The 19806-nt window shown below is 53.7% G+C and carries 14 protein-coding genes, 1 tRNA gene and 2 rRNA genes; 2 read left to right on the forward strand and 15 right to left on the reverse strand.

Annotated features, from left to right (window positions below; translation table 11 throughout):
• Positions 1-189 precede the first annotated feature (189 nt).
• Positions 190-262, forward strand: a tRNA-Thr gene (locus PORUE0001_RS04580).
• Between the two features lie 115 nt (positions 263-377).
• Entirely contained in the window at positions 378-1154 is a 777-nt protein-coding gene (locus tag PORUE0001_RS04585) for a murein L,D-transpeptidase catalytic domain family protein (protein ID WP_039865600.1), read from the forward strand.
• Here PORUE0001_RS04585 and PORUE0001_RS04590 read toward each other — a convergent pair.
• From PORUE0001_RS04590 to PORUE0001_RS04660, 15 genes are all read right to left on the reverse strand, one after another.
• Complete coding sequence (locus PORUE0001_RS04590) at positions 1151-2779, reverse strand: glycosyltransferase (RefSeq protein WP_007365304.1); 1629 nt, start codon at positions 2777-2779, stop codon at positions 1151-1153. The genes PORUE0001_RS04585 and PORUE0001_RS04590 overlap by 4 nt on opposite strands.
• Positions 2772-3371 (reverse strand): hypothetical protein, encoded by a 600-nt coding sequence (locus tag PORUE0001_RS04595; protein ID WP_007365295.1) that lies wholly within the window; start codon positions 3369-3371, stop codon positions 2772-2774. The genes PORUE0001_RS04590 and PORUE0001_RS04595 overlap by 8 nt, the downstream gene beginning before the upstream one ends.
• On the reverse strand, positions 3364-4179 hold the full coding sequence (locus tag PORUE0001_RS04600; RefSeq protein WP_007365271.1) for a purine nucleoside phosphorylase I, inosine and guanosine-specific: 816 nt from the start codon (positions 4177-4179) through the stop codon (positions 3364-3366). Before PORUE0001_RS04600 ends, PORUE0001_RS04595 begins: the two co-directional genes overlap by 8 nt.
• Before the next feature lie 32 nt (positions 4180-4211).
• Positions 4212-5483 (reverse strand): amidohydrolase family protein, encoded by a 1272-nt coding sequence (locus PORUE0001_RS04605; RefSeq protein ID WP_007365288.1) that lies wholly within the window; start codon positions 5481-5483, stop codon positions 4212-4214.
• Positions 5484-5489: 6 nt separating this feature from the next.
• The gene (locus PORUE0001_RS04610; protein WP_007365309.1) at positions 5490-6848 is read right to left on the reverse strand and encodes a dipeptidase; all 1359 of its coding nucleotides are present in this window, start codon (positions 6846-6848) and stop codon (positions 5490-5492) included.
• Between the two features lie 366 nt (positions 6849-7214).
• Positions 7215-7565, reverse strand: a complete 351-nt coding sequence (locus PORUE0001_RS04615) for a PG0541 family transporter-associated protein (RefSeq protein ID WP_039865601.1) — start codon at positions 7563-7565, stop codon at positions 7215-7217.
• 1 nt (position 7566) lies between these two features.
• Positions 7567-10707: an efflux RND transporter permease subunit gene (locus PORUE0001_RS04620; RefSeq protein ID WP_007365303.1), complete on the reverse strand. Its 3141-nt coding sequence runs from the start codon at positions 10705-10707 to the stop codon at positions 7567-7569.
• A 4-nt stretch (positions 10708-10711) separates the two neighbouring features.
• Positions 10712-11791 (reverse strand): efflux RND transporter periplasmic adaptor subunit, encoded by a 1080-nt coding sequence (locus PORUE0001_RS04625; protein WP_007365251.1) that lies wholly within the window; start codon positions 11789-11791, stop codon positions 10712-10714.
• Between the two features lie 38 nt (positions 11792-11829).
• Positions 11830-13239, reverse strand: a complete 1410-nt coding sequence (locus PORUE0001_RS04630) for a TolC family protein (protein ID WP_007365245.1) — start codon at positions 13237-13239, stop codon at positions 11830-11832.
• 28 nt (positions 13240-13267) lie between these two features.
• A complete protein-coding gene (locus tag PORUE0001_RS04635; protein ID WP_007365275.1) occupies positions 13268-14056 on the reverse strand; it encodes a LytR/AlgR family response regulator transcription factor in 789 nt (262 codons plus the stop codon).
• Positions 14053-15180 (reverse strand): sensor histidine kinase, encoded by a 1128-nt coding sequence (locus PORUE0001_RS04640; protein WP_039865602.1) that lies wholly within the window; start codon positions 15178-15180, stop codon positions 14053-14055. Before PORUE0001_RS04640 ends, PORUE0001_RS04635 begins: the two co-directional genes overlap by 4 nt.
• A 136-nt stretch (positions 15181-15316) precedes the next feature.
• Positions 15317-16021, reverse strand: a complete 705-nt coding sequence (locus PORUE0001_RS04645) for a porin family protein (protein ID WP_007365210.1) — start codon at positions 16019-16021, stop codon at positions 15317-15319.
• Positions 16022-16204: 183 nt separating this feature from the next.
• Positions 16205-18793 (reverse strand): prolyl oligopeptidase family serine peptidase, encoded by a 2589-nt coding sequence (locus PORUE0001_RS04650; protein ID WP_039865616.1) that lies wholly within the window; start codon positions 18791-18793, stop codon positions 16205-16207.
• A 613-nt stretch (positions 18794-19406) separates the two neighbouring features.
• Positions 19407-19517: ribosomal RNA gene (gene rrf / locus PORUE0001_RS04655) — 5S ribosomal RNA — on the reverse strand.
• Between the two features lie 128 nt (positions 19518-19645).
• Positions 19646-19806, reverse strand: a 23S ribosomal RNA gene (locus PORUE0001_RS04660); the annotation flags it as partial.

Consider the following 19806-nt stretch of genomic DNA (forward strand, 5'->3'; position numbering starts at 1 on the left):
ATGATGTGCGAAGTGGGTGGAATGTACGGCCAAAAAGATTCTTCCCAAAAAGCTTGCAGGTTTAAAAAATTGTCGTACCTTTGTTGTCCGGGCGAGTGCCACACGGCCAGCTCCCTGTGAATCCCCCAGGGCTTGACCGCAGCAAGGGTAGCGGGTTGTAGCGGCGCGATGCGGTTTGCTCGCCCTTTTGCCTCTTTAGCTCAGTTGGTAGAGCACGTGATTTGTAATCTCGGGGTCGTTGGTTCGAGTCCGACAAGAGGCTCTCTCACAAGGCTAGTCCTAGAGACCATATCTACAGTTTGACGAGCAGATTGCTAAGCTTAGCAGTCTGCTCTCTTTTTCGTACCTTTGGCGCGTTAATGAGCCTTTTACTAGATATGCACACGCTTCACTGCCCTTCACTCAAATGGTTGATCCTCTTAATGATACTCGTACCTAGCTACATGGCGGGGTCCGACGTATCGCTGTGGGATATACCGCCCACGGGACACCGTGTGACGGTCGTGCCCTCCTCGGCTGAGCGACAGCAGATCAATCAGCTTTACCAGCAGATGGGACTGGAGGGAAGGCTTTCGTTTGAGGCCTTTAGCCTAGGCGTGCGGGGGTACAATCAGATTCCCAACAAGCATCGCTCACGGCTAACCATTGTGGACTTCTCCAAGCCCTCGACTCAGGAGCGCATGTTTGTCATCGATATGGAGCAGGGCAAGCTACTCTACGCTACGCTCTGTGCGCATGGACGTGGTAGCGGGGAGAACTACGCTACCTCTTTTTCCAATCAACCAGACTCACATCAGAGCTCTCTGGGCTTCTACCTAACCAATGAGACTTACACTGGAAGCAACGGCTACTCGCTACGTCTCGATGGACTGGAGCGTGGATACAACGATCAGGCGCGGGCTCGTGCTATCGTCGTGCACGGTGCTGCCTATGTGAATGATCAAATTATCCGACAGGGACGTCTCGGACGTAGCTACGGTTGCCCCGCAGTGCCTCGTGCGCTGGCGCGCCCAATCATTGATGCGATCAAGGGAGGCAGCGTCCTATACATCTACGCCAATCGTCCTGACTACCTCGCTCAGAGCATGGTACCACGCTCCGAGATGGATCGCACCCTCACCAATCAGGACAGTCGCACGCGACTGATCAACTAGCTCAGCGTCATCATCTGGCGGTAAGCCTCTATATAATAGTCGTAATAGTGTGTCCAGAGCGCTTGGGAGGCGGTCTTCCGAGCTTGCTTGTAGCATGCCTTCGGGAGCCCTGCGGTAGCTTGCTCTAGGATCATTGCCAGAGCTTGCGTCACAAAGGCGTCGTCATGGTCACGGCGTGGGATAACCTGCACACCGTGCTGCAGGCTGTCTGTAGCAGGCTCGCCATAAAACTCTAGGATCGCCTGACCAAAGCCAGACAAGTCGGTCGTAACCGTCGGCACGCCATAAGCGATGCTCTCCAGTGGCGTGTAGCCCCACGGCTCATAGTACGAGGGGAAGAGCGTCAGATCGAGGGCGCTCAGCAGATCATAATAAGGAAGGCCTAGGATGCCGTCGTGACCATCGAGGTAGGTGGGCACGAAGATCGGATAGATATGCTGCGCTGTCGCTCCTCTTCGGAGGAGTTCGCCGAGGTGTCCGGCGAGGGTGTCCTCCCGCAAGTTGTGTAGCCAATGCGTTAAGTAAGGGTACTCTAGCGGGGTCGTGCTACTCTCTGGGTTGGGATCGCTTAGTAGATAAGCAAGGTCAGCTCTTGGCTCGGCAACCCAAGCGGGAATGAAGAAGTAAAGGATGAGATCTGACGAAAGCTTCGCTTGCTGCTGGAGTAGACTTTCCAGCGAGTTGACGATGAGGTCGATCCCTTTGTTGCGATACTCGTAGCGTCCCGAGGTGGCAACGAGTGTCGTGCCCTTAGGGTCAAAGGTCTTGCCATAGAGCTGGCTGGCCGCGTCTATTAGTCGCTGACGCGCTTTCGTCTTAAAGCGACTTGTGGCCAATGCGTGGAAGCCATTCGGCAAGACCACTGGCGTACGCTCCAAGAGCTGTGTACACTCCAGAGCGGTCACCTCGCTGACCGTCGCAAAGATGGTCGCAGTATGGGCGGCCGCCTTCTCTAGCGCATGCTTCGCCTCGACATGCAGTTCGCTCGCCATCTGGTCTCCGTGGTAGCCTGCGAAGTATCGGTAAAGATCCTTGCCATTGCTACAGATAGAGCGCCCGACGGTCGTGGCGTGGGTGATGAAGAGCGAGTGCAGATTGGGCTGTTGCAGGCGATGATAGAGCAGTCCCATGCCAGTGATCCACTCATTATAAATAGCTATCGGCTGACTCCCAGGCAATGCGAGCTGTGGGGTCACAGCAAGCAGTGTCGCTGCCGCAGCAACGGCAAAGAGACAGGAATCATCGTAGTCGCCATAGCCGAGGTCCGACTGTATGCCATAGTGCTGCCACATGAGGTAGTAGAGTTGATCACGGACTGTGGCAAGCGGTGTGTAGTCCACGAGGATCGTTTGCGCTTCGCCCCCAGGCGTAAGCCAGTAGCCCTGCGTGATCGGTAGCTCTACACCCAGTAGCGAGATGTGACCAGGCAGGGTGATACAAAAGGTCTCCGCGCGAAAGTCTACCATCTCCTCCAACGGTCGAAGACGAGGACCGACGAAAAGAACCTGCTCAGCCCCGTGGCGAAGCATCATTTCGCCCGCTCGTGACGAGAGGACGGTGTAGATGCCGCCCACCTTGTTGGCGACCTCCCACGACACCTCCGAGATAAAGTATCGATCACTCATTACTTGCAGTGCGCTCTTCTAATGTAACCTGCAGATCGTACGCCACACGGCGACAATGCATCGGTAGCTCTTCGGCAGAGACATAGGAATCCAGCACCTCCGTCAGCTTCTCGGGCAAAGGCTTCTCAGGCTGTCGCTTCGTATAGTTTGCGATGGCCAGGAGCGCCACGTAAAGCTTCGCCTCATCAGAGGCACGGTCTGTGACAACCTCCTCCGCCCAGCGAATGGCTAGTGGTACGTATGATAGGAGGTTAAAGGCAAGCTGCTCTTGTAGCTCCACATTGGTCGCCTTCTCTAGGAAAGCCTCCACATCTTGCTCCGTGAGCTCCTCACGGGGGAAGAGCATCGTGGAGAGGATCAGCAGCTCCCGCACAGAGGTATCCCGCAGCGCCTCGGCAAGCTGTCGGGAAGGCTGGTACTGCGCAGCGAGCTCTAGGAGATAGCCTCGTGTCCAGCCCCAGTTGTAGCGGTAGTCCAGTCCCGACTCCCGCATCGACTGCGCCACAGAGCCGTCCATACGTGTGCGGAGCGCAGCACGTATGGCGGCAAGCTGTGTGGCGATCGTCTCTTCGTCTATCGGAGAGCTAGGCACGGGCTATGAGCTCTGCGATGAGGGCACCCATACGCTTGGAGGCAGCATTGGCGGCAGCGACCACCTCGTCGCCATCGTTCGTGTAGTCTCCCTCGAAGTGCCACCCCTCGTTCGTGATGACCGACATGCCGAAGACGCGGATACCCGCATGGCGAGCCACAATCACCTCAGGCGTCGTGCTCATGCCGACCGCATCAGCGCCTACAGTCTGCCAATACTTATACTCTGCGGGCGTCTCGTAGGAAGGACCCGTGAGGCTTACGTAGACACCCTTCTGGAGCGTCAGCTTTTGCTCCTGGGCGATGGTCTCAGCGAGCGCAATCAGCTCACGATCGTAAGCACGCGTCATATCGGGGAAGCGGACACCAAAGTTCTCATCGTTAGGACCAATGAGCGGATTGGGTAGCATATTGATATGGTCTCTGATGATCATCAGGTCACCCACGTGGAAGTTCGGGTTGATGCCGCCCGCAGCGTTGGAGACGATCAGGATCTCGATGCCGAGGAGCTTCATCACCCGCACTGGCAGCGTGACCACCTCCATCGGGTAGCCCTCATAGTAGTGAAAGCGCCCCTGCATCGCCACCACGGGGACACCGCCCAGCGTGCCAGAGATGAAGTTGCCCTTGTGACCGATAGCGGTCGAGTGTGCGAAGTTAGGGATTTCGCTGTATGGAATGACGGTTGGGTTAGCGATTTCGTCGGCTAGATTGCCCAGGCCGCTACCTAGTATGATGCCCACGCGGGGCTGTGCCGATATCTTGCTCTTGATATATTCGGCTGCTTGCTGATATTTTTGAAAGTCCATAGTCTATGTTCGTTTGATAGTGAAAAGGTTTTTTACCCCTTACGGTGAAGTAAGTCGTGAGCTGTGCGACGAGCCATCTCGATGATGCGCTCCATGCCGACGATCTCACGGTCACGCATGAGGATCGCTCCGTCCACGATGGTCGTCGAGACGATCGTTGAGGAGCCTGCGTAGACGAGATTAGAAGTAAGATTGTGACAAGGCACCATGCTCGGCGCCTTAAGGTCTATGAGACAAAGGTCGGCTAGATAGCCCTCCTCGATGCGTCCGCCCTTGAGTCCCAGCATAGCGTAGCCCACCTCCGTTGCCGAGCGGTAGATGTCGGGAGCGCAGACCGCTGTCGGGTCGTAGCGCCACACCTTGCCCAGGAGCGAAGCCATACGCATAGCGATGTACATGTCCAGGTCGTTGCTCGAGGAGCAACCGTCCGTACCAATAGCCACAGGGATGCCCCGCTCCTTCATCTCTTCATAGCGAAAGCGCCCACCACTGGCCAGCTTCATATTGCTCGCAGGGTTGTGCACGAGCGTACATCCGTGACGTGCTAGGATATCCAGCTCCTCATCGTCCAGCCATAAGCTGTGCGCCATGATGCAGCGAGGCGAGAGCGCATCGATCTGCTCTAGGTAACGGACAGGCGTCGTGCCATGCTCGGCAATACAGTCCTTCACCTCACGCTCTGTCTCGGAGAGGTGCAGGTGAATGGGGATCTCATGCTCCTCGGCAAACTCCTTCGCAAAGTGCAATTGATCGCCCGAAACGGTGTAGATAGCGTGTGGTCCCACACTCCAGCAGATCCGCTCAGGGAGCTTCGCAAAGAGCTGCTCATAGCGGTAGCAGTTGTCGCGATCTAGCTGTGCCCGCTCGGCATCGCCACGGTCAAAGAGCGTGTAGCTCAGATTCGCCCTTATGCCTGTCTCCAGCACCGCACGAGCGGTCGCCTCAGGTGCTGTGTACATGTCGAGGAAGCAGGTCGTCCCGCTCTGGATCATCTCCACACAGCCGAGCAAAGCGCCGACATAGATATCCTCCTCCGTCATATGCGCCTCCACCGGCCAAATGTAATCCTCCAGCCAAGTCTGCAACGGCAGGTCATCGCCATACCCTCTGAAGAGCGTCATGGCACAGTGTGTGTGACCGTTGCAGAGTCCTGGCACGACAGCCTTGTCACGGCCGTCGAGGATGATCGTCTCTTCATCGATCGGGAGCAGATCAGTACCGATCTTGTCGATACGATTGTCCACGATCAGAAGGTCTTGCGTCGCCCCTCCTATGAGCGACTCCTTGATTAGTATGCTACTCATGCCCGTTTAGTTAAATAGTCGGTAAAACTCAGCCACCGCCTCGACACCCTTGCGAAAGACTCTTACCGAAAAGCTCTCATTGGGCGAGTGAATCGCATCCTTCTCTAGACCAAAGCCCATCAATACCGTCTTAAGTCCGAGGATCTCCTCAAAAGCAGCAATAATCGGAATGCTACCGCCACTGCGTATCGCTAGTGGAGCCACCCCGTAAGCCTTCTCGACCGCCTGAGCAGCTGCTTGGTAAGCGGGTAGGTCTAGCGGACAGTAGTAGCCCGCACCGCCGTGCATCGGTGTCACCTTCACATGGACAGACTTAGGAGCGATCTGCTCGATATACGCCTTCATCAGGCGGGAGATCTCCTCATGATCTTGATTAGCCACCAGACGGCAAGAGAGCTTAGCGTAAGCCTTCGAGGGGAGCACCGTCTTGGCACCTTCGCCCTGATAACCGCCCCATATACCGCACACGTCAAAGGAAGGACGGCAACTATTCCGCTCCAGCGTGATGTAGCCCTCCTCGCCTTGTGTCTCACGAATGTCTAGCGCACGGCAGTAATCCTCCTCGGAGAAGGGCACCTTGCGGATCATCGCACGCTCCTCGTCAGAGAGTGGTAGCACCTTGTCGTAGAAGCCTGGTACCGTGATACGTCCCTTGTCGTCTACGAGCTGAGCAATGATCTTGCATAGCTCATTGATTGGGTTAGCGACAGCACCTCCGAAGTGACCCGAGTGCAGATCCCTATTGGGACCCGTCACCTCCACCTGCCAGTAGGCGAGACCACGCAGACCAGCCGTAATGCTCGGTGTCTCCTCGCTCAGCATCGTCGTGTCAGAGACGAGGATCACGTCTGCAGCCAGCAGATCCTTGTGCTCACGGCAGAAAGGCGACAAGCTCCCTGAGCCAATCTCCTCCTCACCCTCGAAGATAAACTTCACATTGACCCCGACCAAGCCCAGTGCCTTAGCGGTCTCGAAGCCTTTGAGCTGGATCATGATCTGACCCTTGTCGTCATTAGCGCCACGAGCGTAGATGCGGCCATCGCGTATCTCAGGTTCGAAAGGCTGGCTCTCCCACAACTCCAGAGGCTCCACGGGCATCACGTCATAGTGACCGTATACGAGGATCGTCTTCGTCGCTCCAGGCTGCTTATAGTGTCCGAAGACGATGGGGTTGCCCTCCGAAGGCATCACCTCCGCCTCCTGCACGCCTAGCGAGAGCAGGTGGTCACGCAGATACTCGGCAGCACGCTGCATATCAGCCTTGTGCTCGCTCTGTGCGCTGATCGACGGGATACGCACGAGACCATACAGGTCCTCGTGAAAGCGGTCCTCATGCTCCGCTATATACTCTTTGATATTTGCCATAATAACGTTTTCTTGTTTTTCGATTGCTCCGTAAAGATACAAAAAGCTCACGAGGAATTTCCCAATAGCTTACGAAGAAACGAAAATCCCTCACGGAACCGGGAAATAAAAGTTCGGAAGAATGAAATGAAACTTCGGAAGAATGAAATCAAAGTTCCGATGAATTTCTCCGTTTCTCCCTGGGAAATTCCAGTTTCCTCGGTAGGAAACTCCATTGTCCTCGGTAGGAAACTCCATTTTCATACGGGAGAAACTCCATTTTCATGCCTATGAAAATCCTCGCAGTACTGAAGCGCACAAAAACGAAGATGCGCCAAAGCACCAACGACTCTGACGCATCCTCTCTAATCACATACTAAATGAAGCTTAAGCTCCACTTAATGGGTCACGCTCCTGCACGGACATGATGGATTCGGGCGCTACGTAGGTATCAACAGACCAGAGGTACGCAGCGACCAGCTCGCTGTTATTGTACGCCTGAGCATTCATCTCTCGGATACGCTCTAGGAGTGCGTCCCCCTTGGAGGTGTCTGCCTCCTGTACCAGTAGACAAGCGTTGAAGCCTGGCCACACGGCGGTATCCTTGTGCGGGATGTCGAAGTTGCTCTCGGCAAGAGCCTTCGGGATGACTTGGTAGACGCTTATCTCCAGTTCCCGCAGGAGCGACTCCATCTGCTCCAGCATACTGACATTGCAGGTGATATATACGAATCTCATACTACTTCTTCTTAATCTGTTTCCTCAATCTAGATATTCTACGCTCCTTATTGAGCTTGTGCTGGTGGACAGCAGCATAGGCTGTCGGCACCAAGATGAGCGTCACGAGCATCGAGATCAGGAGACCACCGATGATGGTGATGCCGAGAGGTGCATAGAGCTCCTTGCCCATACCTCTACTGAGTGCCATGGGTAGCATACCGAGTATGGTGGTCATAGAGGTCATCAAGACAGGGCGCAGGCGTGAGCGTCCGGACTCCATCACCGCATCTCGTATCGTATAGCCACGACGCACGAGCATGTTGCTGTAGTCCACGAGGACGATACCATTGTTCACCACGATACCGACTAGCATGATGAGACCGATGAAGGTGACGACACTGAGCGTAGTACCAGTAATGAGGAAGGCTAAGATAACTCCTACGAGGGTGAAGGGTATCGCAAAGAGGATGATAAATGGGTCGACTAATGACTCAAACTGAGCAGCCATAACCATAAAGACTAGGAGCAGTCCGATGACGAAGATGACCGTGAGCGATGAGAAGGTGTCACCCTGATCCTCCACCTGACCACCTAGCGATACGGTCACACCTTGTGGCGTGTCGAGGTCGGCGATGATCTGCTCCGCCTTCTTGGCACCATCACCGAGCGAAATGCCGTTGAGGTTGGCTGTAACCTTGACATAGCGCTGCTGGGTGAGTCGCTCGATCTGCACGGGGCCCTCCTTCTCCTGAATATCAGCGACCGCAATGAGCGGGATCTGCTGTCCCAAGAGGTTGGTCACCTGCATCTCTCGTAGCTTGCTGATTGAGTTGCGATACTCTGGCGCATACTGTATGCGTATATCATAGTCTGTACCGTCCTCAGTATAGGCGCCAGCCTTAGCTCCATAAAGATTCTCGCGTACCTGTATACCGATGATACCAGGATTGAGAGCCATCTGGGAGGCTTTGTCCTTGTCCACGAGGATGTGCACCTCACGATTGCCCGCCGAGACTAGTGCCTCGACATTGGTAAACTCAGAGCACTCCTTCGCTTTGCGCTCGATCTCAAAGGCAACTTGATTCATCTGGTCGATGTCTTTGCCATAGACGACAAACTCAATCGGAGCTCTATTGCCGGTCAGCGCGGTCGCCATAGCACTACCACCAGAGACGGTCACCTTCTCAATCTCAGGGATTGCCTCAATCAGCGGACGTATATCGTCTGCGATCTGCTGACTGCTACGCTTACGCTCATCGACGGGCTTGAGGTGACAGAAGATGGTCCCGATGTTCTTACCCTCCTTAAAGCCTACGGCAGTCAAGACTCCATCATCGGTCTGTCCCGTGATGCTGGCGATACCGCCCTCGGCAATCTCTGGCACATGGTCCTGCAGGAGCTGGACGATCTGATTACCGACCTGCTCCGTAAGCGTGTGCGAGGTGCCCTGTTCCGTCTCAAACTGGATGGAGACAGAGCCCGCATCGATGTCGGGGATATAGTCGGTACCGACCGCCTTGCCTAAGAGCAGTACTAAAGCAAAGATCACGAGAGCCGACACGAGGGTGATGCCTTTGTGAAAGACTGCCCACCCGAGGAAGTCATGGTAGACGCGCTCGATCCTTTGGAACATACGCTCGCTCCAGTTGTAGAGCTTACCGTGCTTCTTGCCTTTACCTCCACGAGGCGCGGGCTTGAGCAGGACGCTCGAGAGCATCGGAGTCAGTGCCAGTGCGGTAAAAAGGGAGGTAATCATACAGGTCACCGTCAGGACGGCTAGTTGCTTGAACATCACACCGACGATACCACCCATGAAGACGAGCGGGAGGAACACCACAATCGTGGTCAGCGTCGAGGCAGCAATGGCTAGACCCATCTCCGAGGCTCCAAACATGGCAGCTTGCTTCGGCATAGCGCCTCGCTCGATGTGCTGCGTGATGTTTTCGAGTACGACGATGGCGTTGTCCACCACCATACCGATAGCGATCACAAGCGCCACGAGTGAGAATATATTGATCGTGTAGCCCAGCACATTCATAACGATAAAGGCCGAAATCAGCGACACAGGCATCGTCAGGAAGACGATGAGACTAGACCTCCACTCTCGTAGGAAAAGCAAGACGACTAGGGTGACGAAGATCAGAGCGTACCAGATCGACGAACTCAGGTTGTTGATCGATGAAGTAACCAGCTCATCCGACCCTATCACCTCAAAGATCTGTACATCTGAGGGTAGATCCTTCTGTATGTCGGCTATCTCAGCACGCACCGCATTGACTACGTCTACCGTATTCGCTCCTGACTGCTTCTGTACGAGCAGGGCGATACCTTTGCCCACATGATTGAAGGCTGAGGCATCGGTCTCCTTAAAGGTGTCTCGGACGGTAGCGACATCTTTGATACGCACTACCTTACCGTTGAACGCTTTGATGACCGTATTCTCCAGCTCCTCGACGCTCTCGTACTTACCAGGCATACGCACGGAGAAGTCGTAGGCACTCTCCGTGACGAAGCCCGAGGGTACGTTGATATTGTTTGCCTTGAGCATCATCGATAGCTGAGCCACCGACATACCATAGGCCTGCATTCTCGTGGGATCTATCTCGACTCGTATCTCACGCTGAGGCTGTCCTAGATAGATGACCGTACCGACGCCGTCGACCTTACGCAGAGCTGAGGCAATCTGATCCTCGACGATCTCCTCCAGTCCGTTGTAGTTCTCGTCCGCATTGACTGCGTAGCCGAGGATAGGCATCATGGAGGCGTTAATCTTATAGATGATCGGCGTGTAGGCTTGCGACGGCATACGCGACTTGACCAGCTCGAGGAGGTCTCGGGCATTGTTTGCCGCAGCCGTGATATCCTCTTCCCACTCGTAGCGGAGCTGTATGAAGGAGACGTTTTCCTTAGAGATAGACTTGATCTCGACGAGGTTCTCTGCCGAGGAGAGCACCGCCTCCAGCGGCTTGGAGACCTGCTCCTCGACCTCTATCGCTGAGGCTCCTGGGTAGACCGTGATGACCGTCAGGGAGGGGAACTCCATGTTTGGCATCAGGTCTAGCGGTAACTTCGTCAGGGAGAAGACACCGATCACCAGTATGGCGACGAAGATCATCGCCGCCGCAATGGGTCGTTTTACACCAAATTCGGGAAGTTTCATAGGCTTACTTCTTCACCACGTTTACCTTAGAGCCGTCGCTGAGCTTGTTCTTGCCATCTATGATGATGGTGTCGCCACTCTTGAGCTCATTACTCTCTACGTAGACCCAGCCGTCGTTGATCTCGCCACGCTTTACGGCGATACGGCTCACGGTCTCTCCATCTTCGTTGAGCTTGAAGACAAACTCCTCAGCCGTCCCCGCTAGGCGATAGATAGCATTGAGGGGAACGAACAGCCCCTCCCGCTCGGGCAGGGCAATAGATACGTTGCAATACATACCAGGCTTGAGTCGGTTGTTGCTGTTCGGTATATTGACCTCCACAGATGCGGTGCGCGTCGTCGGCGATAGGACAGCCGAGATGTAAGAGACCTTGCCCGTAGCTGGCTCATCGGGATAAGCGTCGAAGGTAATCAATGCTTGTTGCCCTTTCGCTATATAACTCAGATCCTTCTCGTTGACCTCGATGGTAGCCTTGAGCGGATTGATCTGGCGTAGCTCGATGATTCCACTCTCTAGCTTGAGATCACTGCTGAGACTGGGGGTGAAAGCGTAGGTCTCGCCCTCATTGATCATGATCTCGGTGATGACTCCGCTAAAGGGGGCCGTGATGGAGGTGTTTTTCTTGAGCATAGCGACCTTAGCAACAGAGGCGTCGTACTTAGCCTTGACATGGTCGTAGTCCATCTGGCTGATGCTCTCCTTCTCTCTCAGACGTGTGACACGGTCGAAGTCGCGCTTGATCGCTTCGTTCTCAACCCGTGCCTGCAGAAGCATCTCGTCAGACATCTCTACGATGACTGCCCCCTTGGGGACAAAGCTCCCCTTGCTGTAGCGTATGCGCTCTACCTTGCCAGGCAGTGCGGTGCCTAGACTGGCACTCTTGGAGGCTTCGGCAGTGCCAGAGAAGCGAATGCTCGGCGTAAAGGTCATCTCTTTAGCCTGTGCGATGGTTACGGGAATCACTTTGTCAGCCTCGGACTCCTGATCCTGATCTCCTTGCTTATTGCAGGCGGTCGTGGTGCCTATGGTTAGCAGGAGTAATATTGTTGGGAGCAAGTAGCTCTTAAGTTCTTTAGTATGCATATTGTGATGTGATCTTCTATCTAGTTCTGATTCTCTATCTACTCCTCCTGACGGGTCTGTGTATGCTCGGTCGCATACTGATAGAGAGCACCAGTGGTCTTCTCCAGCTGGGAGAGCGTCACGGCAGCCTCTACGCGAGCGTCTATATCTTCGGAGGCTGCTTTCTCCCACATGGTCTGCGCCTCGAGGATGTCTCGGACGCTATTCATACCCTCTAGGAGATTGTTTTTGGTAATGCGCAGGCTCTCCTCCGCCTGCTCCTTGGAGAGCTTCGTCAGCTCCATCTTCTTGAGCGCCTCGGCATGCTTAAATCTATTTTGCTGTACCTGTAAGGCGATCATCTCCTGGGCATCTTGTAGCTCCAGCTCCGCCTTGGCTACCTCTTGATCCGCTATATGTACCTGGTGTATCCTATCTCCCCACGTAAGGAGGGGGATCTGCACACCGATGCCTACCATCCAGTCTCCGCCCAGATTGCTCTGGCTACCCTTATAGATGTTAGGCTCGACCCAGTTGTATCCAGCAGTAAGGAAGACGTTGGGGAGGAACTGCGACTTGACCATCTTTCTTGCTGACTCCGTGAGGGCAAGCTTGCTACGTAACATGACAATCTCAGCGCGCTCAGCATTGCTACTCTCGAGTGCCAAGAGACGACTGCTCAGCTGCTCCTCGCTAATGATCGCACTGTCCAGCTCGATCTGCTCAGCCTCTAGGCCGATGATCTGCCCCAGCAGCATCTTGGAGAGCTGAAGACCGTTCTGCGCCTTCACGAGTGTGAGCTCGGCTTCGTTTTGCTTGACCTGCACCTTCAGCACTTCGTTTCTGGTCGTCATACCCTCAGCGTAGACATTTTCCAAGTCCCGCACGAGGTGATCTAGGAGCGATTTGTAGGTCTGAGCTAGTCGCACCTTCTCCTGTACCGAGATGACACGCCAGTATGCCTCATCGACAGTGGCTAGGACGTCTGCTTCCTTCATCTTGACCTTCTCGTGTGCTAGGTCGGAGGTATAGCGTGCCATCTTATTTGCCTCAACAATCTTACCGCCCATAAAGATCGGCTGACGTAAGGTGAAGCCGCCCGTATAGATCTCTCGAGGAGCGACACTGATGAAGTCTAGCGGGATGGATAATCCTGGCGGTGTCACGCCTGGTATGTTAAAGTCGATCGCAAAGGGGCGAATGGGTCTATCTCCGGGATTGATCCACGCTCCAGCGAAGTCAACACGAGGTAAATACTTCGTCTTGGCTGATTGAACTAAGTAGTCGGAGGCCACGGCATCTGCCTGAGCCATCTGTATCTGTTTGTTGTGCTCTAGAGCGAGGTCTCTACACTGCTCTAGCGACATCGGCACTTGCTCTTGGGTCTGCGCCTCGGCACTGCCCCCCAGCGTAAGGACAAGAGCCGTGCCTAGGAGAAGAAAACTCCTCCCATTAAATCTATATCTCATGATTTGCTAATGTCTACTCGTTACGACATCACTTGGTGTCGGGATCGTAAGCTCCCTGATACCACTCCTTAAACTCTTTGTTTTTTGCTTTGCTTACTACGATCTTCTCCGGAGTCTCTATGTCAAGGGTCACCGTCAGCTTGCCACCGAACCATACCGACATACTCTGTATCGCGCTGTGTGCCACGATGTACTGCCTATTGGCTCGGAAGAAAAGCCTCGGATTGAGTTCCTGCGCCATCTTCTCTAATGACAGGTCGACAAAGTGCTCCTTCCTATCCGTCGTCACTACCACCGAAGCCTTACTATCCGCACGTATGTAGGCGATCTTGTCCACCGATATGGGGATCAGCTTATCTCTCCACGGGATCAGGAAGTGGCTCTTGTAGCTCATCTGCGACTCATTGAGCACCTGCATCATCTTAGCCATCAGAGCTTGGTTGTCTACCCTCTGCTCCGTATGACTAAAGCGCTTCACCTTCTCTAGAGCTCTCTGGAGGTCTGTCTCCTTGATCGGCTTGAGGAGGTAGTCAATACTGTTGACCTCAAACGCCTTCAGCGCATACTCCTCATAAGCTGTCGTGAAGATGATCGGACAGGTGACCTCTACTCGCTCGAAGAGGGAGAAAACCGGTCCATCTGCCAGGTGAATATCCATAAAAGCCAGATCAGGTTCCGGATGACTACCAAACCACTCGACACACTCAGATACACTCTGCAAGATGGTCAGCACCTCTATATCAGGGTCCATCTCAGTGAGTAGGGATTGCAACCCAGTAGCGGTAAAGTACTCATCCTCTACGATTATTACTCTCATATCAGTGATTTGGCTTTGGGTTCGACTTCTTCTAAGCTCTGGATCAAAGGCAGTGAGACCGTAAAGTGCCCATCATTAGAAACGATATCTATATCCTTGCCAAAGAGCAAGCGATACTGCTCCATCAGATTGTCTAGTCCTACGCCCGTACTACCCGACTGGCTATCCTCTCGTAGCTGGATCTTATTATCCACCACAATCTGATTATCTACCGTGCGGATGTAGATAGTAAGTGGCACCTTGGCACTAGCTATATTGTGCTTGATCGCATTCTCCACCAGGATCTGTAGTCCCGATGGGATGACATAGTAGTCTAGATACTTCTTGTCTACATCCCACTCCACACGCAGCCCGTCAAAGTAGCGGATACACATCAAGTAAAGGTAAGAATGGACAAACTCTAGCTCCTCCGAGAGACGCACCACCACCTTGTCACGCATCGTGTGCCGAAAGACTGTCGCCAGCTCCTGCACATAGGCTCTAGCGCGCTCATCATCTCGGCCTATCAGCCCGTTGAGCGTGTTGAGACTGTTAAAGAGGAAGTGCGGGTCCGTCTGGTTCTTGAGTGCTGTATACCTGTTTTGCAGATTCTCAAAGTCCAGCTCCTGCATACCGACCACGGCCAGGTGATTCTGCTTCATCAAGTAGATGGTCATCGTAAAGAGGAAGGTCACCACGAGGATCACCAAGTCCTTGACATACTGCATGGCAGCATACGCATGATAGCTAAAGAGATCTCTAAACCACCAGCGCTGTAGTCGAGACAGGTAAGGCGAGATCAGGATCACCCCCACGAGTAGTCCCAACAAGATCAGCCAGAGCTGATACTGACGTATCTCGTACCTATTGATCGCCCAGGACTGAATGCTGAGCAATAGGTAGAAGAAGACCATATTGACCAGTAGCGAGGCAAACGAATTCACCGATAGGATCGCTCCTAGGTCAATCTTTCGGTCCGTATCCAACAAGCTGTAATAATAGATCGATGACGACAGCATCACAAACGCCAGCAAGAAGCTGATGATCAGCGTAGCTAGCAGCACGCTCTTGCGCTCATTGCTGAGCAATATGAAGCCCTTGCCTTGTCGCCGTCTCAGGCGGCCCATTATGATGCGTCTCGTCATATACCTCTTGTCTACTCTACATAGCGGTTCTGCCACTATCAGTATGCTCGTGCTAAGGTAGCAAGAAATAGCGGAACCCTACATCCCCCTCCCCTCTTAGGGCGACGAAGATAGGGTCCCTATTTCTTACTTGACACTAGAAGCGATATCCCAAGCCTACGGTAAGGACGCTAGCATTAGCCTTGTAAGCGTTATCCTGGAGAGAGGTGCCAAAGCGAGAGGCGACATCGTTGACTGTCGACTTGAGATCGTCTACCTGATTAATGAAGCCATACTTGTAGCCGGCATTGATCTGGATACCATTGGCAAACTCATAGCCTAGCTGACAAGCGACACCTACGTCCCATCTCTGGAGTGCTGACTTGTCGTTGTGCTGCTCATACAGATCTATCGGATCCTTTTTAAATACAGCAAACTTTATTTCATCTGTCTTGGCTGAGAAGCCTACACCCACGTAGGGACCTACACCTCCGTATAGCTGACCTTTGCCTAGCTCAACCTTACCCAGAGCATAGACGGGGATCTGCATACCCCACTGGTTGATTTTATTCTCTACTGAGAGCCCTGCTACCTCTGCCTTGATACCCATACCTCTGTAGTAAAACTCTAGCTCAGGCTGGATGGCAAAGTTCTGGTGAAGATTGATCCTCATGAATCCGCCGAAGTCTGCGCCGGGCTTCATCTCGGTCTTGAGAATATTAAAGTCATCACTCAGGATCATGCTGGAGCAGTTGACTCCAGCCTTGACTCCATAGTTGAGAGATGTGGTCTGTGCGACAGCTGAGACAGCAGTCATACCCATCAGGGCGGTTGCTACGATAGCGATGATGTTGCGTTTCATACTTTCTTCTGTTTCTTGCGTTAGACTTAATACGTTTCTATTTCTTGGTCGTGTGATCTATCCGATCGCAATAGATCAACGAACTCTGAGGCAAAGGTAGGAAGCACAAAATGGCTCCACAACCCTTTGCCTACCGAAACGCATATAGCGATGACCGAAACGACTGAAACGCTGACCGAACGACTAGAGGTGTGCCTCTGGATAGCGTGCATCCCACCAGGTGGAGTCGTCCTTGAGCCACTTCTGGAACCATGCGAAGAGCGTATTCGTCCACTCAATCTTCTTCTCAGGAGCGGTGATGATATGATCTTCGCCATGCACCTTGACAAAGGCCACCTCACGGCCCAAGATCTTCAGCGCATTGTACATCTGGATGCTCTCGCCGATGGGGACGTTCGTGTCGTCCGTACCATGGATCAGCAGCAACGGCGTGTGGATCTTGTCGGCGTGAAAGAGCGGACTCTGCTCCGTATAGAGCTGTGGATTATTCCACGGATAGCTGTTGTAGCTAGCCACCGTACTGTAGCCGATGCCCCAGGTGCCCTCGCCCCAGTAGGAGGAGAGCGCACTGATGCCCGCATGGCTGATCGCTGCCGCAAAGATGTCGGTGATCGTCTGCAGGTACTGCGTCATAAAGCCACCGTAACTAGCCCCCATACAGCCGATCTTCTTCGCATTGACGTAGGGGTGCTCTTGGCAAAACTGCTTCGTAGCAGACACGATCTCATCGGCCGTCACCTTGCCCCACGCATTGACATGTCGAGCAGCATACTCCTGACCGAAGCCAGTGGTACCGCTCGGATTGAGCGTGAGGACGACGTAACCCTGCGCTGCATACATCGGGAGCGAATAGGACCCTTCGAAAAAGCGAGTCGTCGGCGAGGTGCCTCCATAATAATAGACGATCATCGGGTACTGCTTCGTAGCGTCAAAGTGAGGAGGCAGGTAATAGCGTCCCTCCACCTTGTCACCATTTGGCATCGTGTGTACCCAGTCGCTCACGCTACCCAGCTCTAGATCCTGCATCTTGCTCTTAGCGAGGTCGTAGAGGAGCGTCTCACGCTTTCCTCTTAAGCTGTAAAAGCGATCCGCATTCATAGCACTCTGCCCGTAGTAAGCGAGCTGACTGGCGTCATCGCTGATGTCAAAGGAGCGCACGAGGTCTTCCGTCGTAGCTACCTGCTCGATCTGCTTACGTCTGAGGTCGAGGCGATAAAGGGAGATGCGGTCTTTGTTTTCCGCTGTAAAGTAAGCAACGGGCTGAACCGTACTGACTTTGACCCGCTTGATGGCGGGGTCGAAATCCTTCGTCAGGGGCGTCGCCCGCTGGCTCTGGCGATCATAGAGGAAGAGCTGACCATCGTACGTATTGGTGATCATCCCCTCAGGGAGGTTACGACCGATCCCGCCGAAAGCATTCGCATCGCCCTCGACGAGCAGGGTGTGAGGCAGAGCGGTGTAAGAAACAGACGAGATAGAGCGCTCCTTAGTGAAGAGTGGCTTGACCTCCAGCGTCTCTAGGCGCATCGTATAGAAGTTGCTCTGGGAGAAGGGAATCTCGGTGATATCCTCCGAAGTGCTCAAGATGATCTCACGGGAGTCGGGACTGACGTCCTGCAAATAGGTAGAGCGATGGCCGAAGGTAAGTGGCTGGTAGCGACCGCTCTCAAGGTCGTAGAGAGCAAGGAAGGTGCGCTTGCGAAAGTCCGCCATACGGTCATACCGTCCCAATACCTGCTCGGTGATTTTGCCCCGTGCAGGCCCCTCCTCCTCAATGGTGTAGAGCAGTTGCTTGCCATCAGGCATCATAAAGAAGGAGCCTGCAGGGATCTGCTCCGCTACGACACGCTCCTCTTGCGTCTTAGGATCGTAGCTGATCAACTGCCGTCCATCGTCTGTCGTGGAGGTGCGGTACAGCTTGTCCTCTTTTGGCATCCAGCTGGCGAAGCGGTACTGCTCGCTCAGCGTGGAGAGGAGCTTGTTCCCTTGGTAGATGTAGGTGCGGTAGCTGCTCTTGAGAGCGGTCGTCTCCCGCTCCGTCAGTAGCGTGTAGCGACCCGTAGGCGACACTGACACCGAGTAGAGGTTGCGACCCGTCATCATATACTCTAGGCTCAGGTACTCCTTGTCGTCGTGGCGTACCTCTATCTGGCTATCAGCCTTAGCAGGAATGAGCTTCAGACGATACTGCGCGGACTCGCCGCCCTTAGTCAGTAGCTGAAGCGTCACTAGATGCGACCGTCCAGGTGTCAGCGTGAGGGACGCTGGCGAAGCGACCTTTAGCTCGCTCTGGTACTGCGTAGCAGATGAGAGTTTGTCACCATCCAGAGCTAAAACAAAGGGCACCGTTGTCTCGATCTGCAGCGTCGCCTGCTCGTAGCTCGGCGTGCGAAGACGTACCGCATAAGTCGTGATCGCATCCTCTGTCGTGCGTAGCGTGACGATACCCTCCTGCGCTGTGGGCAGAGTGCCGTGCGCATGGCTTAGCTTGATGTGATTCACAGGTTTGAGCAGGTCGGTAGCGTCGTACGCCTTGCCCTGCACATCAAGACTATCCGAGATAAACGGCTTCATCACCCGATACTGCTGCACCTGCATCGGCACCACCGTGAGCGTGTCAGGCTGATGCTCTGTAGCTGACGCACCGACTGTATATGGTTGCTGAACTGTAGCTGATGGGTTTATTGCTCTTAGCTGCTCGGCTTTAGTATAAAAAGTCGCCAGCACCAAGAGAGGGAGCATCGTAAGTAGTCGTAATACGTTTCGTTTCATCTGCTTTCTTTGTTTATTGACCGTGATAGGTTCATTGTCCTTGGTAGGGGTATTTACCTTGATAGCATCACTCTGTAAGAGCTCCAACTAAGTTTCCACGCCACAAAGTTAACCTTTTGTTTTCTCTTACGCCAAAGCAGTCACTCTTTACTCAATAACTAAAGCCCCCCCCCTATCCTAGCCCCCGCAAATCTCACAAATAACCTGATGAAACAAGTAGCCCCCGTCTAGGGGCGCTCGGATAGTGCCTAGCGGGAAGGCGCCCGTTGTATCAAAGGTTAGAGCATCATGTTTTTAACGGGTCCCCTACTCGTCTTGATAGGACTCCTATCTCTTCGACCTCTCCGAAACCTCCGATTACTCTCTGATAGCTCCGATTGCTCAGCCCCCCCCGATTACTAACAGCCAACAGCAGAAAAATAAAACAACGGATGCTGTAACCTTTGACACAACGGACGCACAGATCGTGCGTCCCTACAGGGAGACGTATCACTCCTACAGCTCCGATCACTCCGATCCCGCCGATAGCCAACAGCTAAGAGCCAACAGCTAACAGCACAAAAAGAGAGAGTCCCCAGACAGGTATCGTACCTATCTGAGGACTCTCCAATGGGAAAGGCGGTTACCTACTCTCCCGATTTTACTCAGTACCATCGGCGCTATTGGGCTTAACTGCTCTGTTCGGAATGGGAAGAGGTGGATCCCCAACGCTATAACCACCTTAATGGGGCGACATACGTAGTCTTATATAGTTACTCCTGAAACTTATTGAGTCTGCGAGATTCACAAACTATCAAATACGCTGCTTCGTTTTTAGGCGTACACTCTAAGTAAGTCGTATAACTCAACTCTCTTAGCGAATCGTTCGGGTAATTAGTACTACTCGGCTTTGACATTACTGTCTTTACACCTGTAGCCTATCAAGGTCATCGTCTTTGACCACCCTCAATGAGATCTTATCTTAGGGTCGGCTTCGTGCTTAGATGCTTTCAGCACTTATCCTAGCCCGACTT

It is taken from the genome of Porphyromonas uenonis 60-3 (assembly GCF_000174775.1).
GTDB lineage: Bacteria > Bacteroidota > Bacteroidia > Bacteroidales > Porphyromonadaceae > Porphyromonas > Porphyromonas uenonis_A.

Excerpts from the sequence above, each read along its gene's own strand:
- PORUE0001_RS04585 (WP_039865600.1), top strand. The coding sequence starts at position 378 with ATGCACACGCTTCACTGCCCTTCACTCAAATGGTTGATCCTCTTAATG.
- PORUE0001_RS04590 (WP_007365304.1), bottom strand. The coding sequence starts at position 2,779 with ATGAGTGATCGATACTTTATCTCGGAGGTGTCGTGGGAGGTCGCCAAC.
- PORUE0001_RS04600 (WP_007365271.1), bottom strand. The coding sequence starts at position 4,179 with ATGGACTTTCAAAAATATCAGCAAGCAGCCGAATATATCAAGAGCAAG.
- PORUE0001_RS04605 (WP_007365288.1), bottom strand. The coding sequence starts at position 5,483 with ATGAGTAGCATACTAATCAAGGAGTCGCTCATAGGAGGGGCGACGCAA.
- PORUE0001_RS04610 (WP_007365309.1), bottom strand. The coding sequence starts at position 6,848 with ATGGCAAATATCAAAGAGTATATAGCGGAGCATGAGGACCGCTTTCAC.
- PORUE0001_RS04615 (WP_039865601.1), bottom strand. The coding sequence starts at position 7,565 with ATGAGATTCGTATATATCACCTGCAATGTCAGTATGCTGGAGCAGATG.
- PORUE0001_RS04620 (WP_007365303.1), bottom strand. The coding sequence starts at position 10,707 with ATGAAACTTCCCGAATTTGGTGTAAAACGACCCATTGCGGCGGCGATG.
- PORUE0001_RS04625 (WP_007365251.1), bottom strand. The coding sequence starts at position 11,791 with ATGCATACTAAAGAACTTAAGAGCTACTTGCTCCCAACAATATTACTC.
- PORUE0001_RS04630 (WP_007365245.1), bottom strand. The coding sequence starts at position 13,239 with ATGAGATATAGATTTAATGGGAGGAGTTTTCTTCTCCTAGGCACGGCT.
- PORUE0001_RS04635 (WP_007365275.1), bottom strand. The coding sequence starts at position 14,056 with ATGAGAGTAATAATCGTAGAGGATGAGTACTTTACCGCTACTGGGTTG.
- PORUE0001_RS04640 (WP_039865602.1), bottom strand. The coding sequence starts at position 15,180 with ATGACGAGACGCATCATAATGGGCCGCCTGAGACGGCGACAAGGCAAG.
- PORUE0001_RS04645 (WP_007365210.1), bottom strand. The coding sequence starts at position 16,021 with ATGAAACGCAACATCATCGCTATCGTAGCAACCGCCCTGATGGGTATG.
- PORUE0001_RS04650 (WP_039865616.1), bottom strand. The coding sequence starts at position 18,793 with ATGAAACGAAACGTATTACGACTACTTACGATGCTCCCTCTCTTGGTG.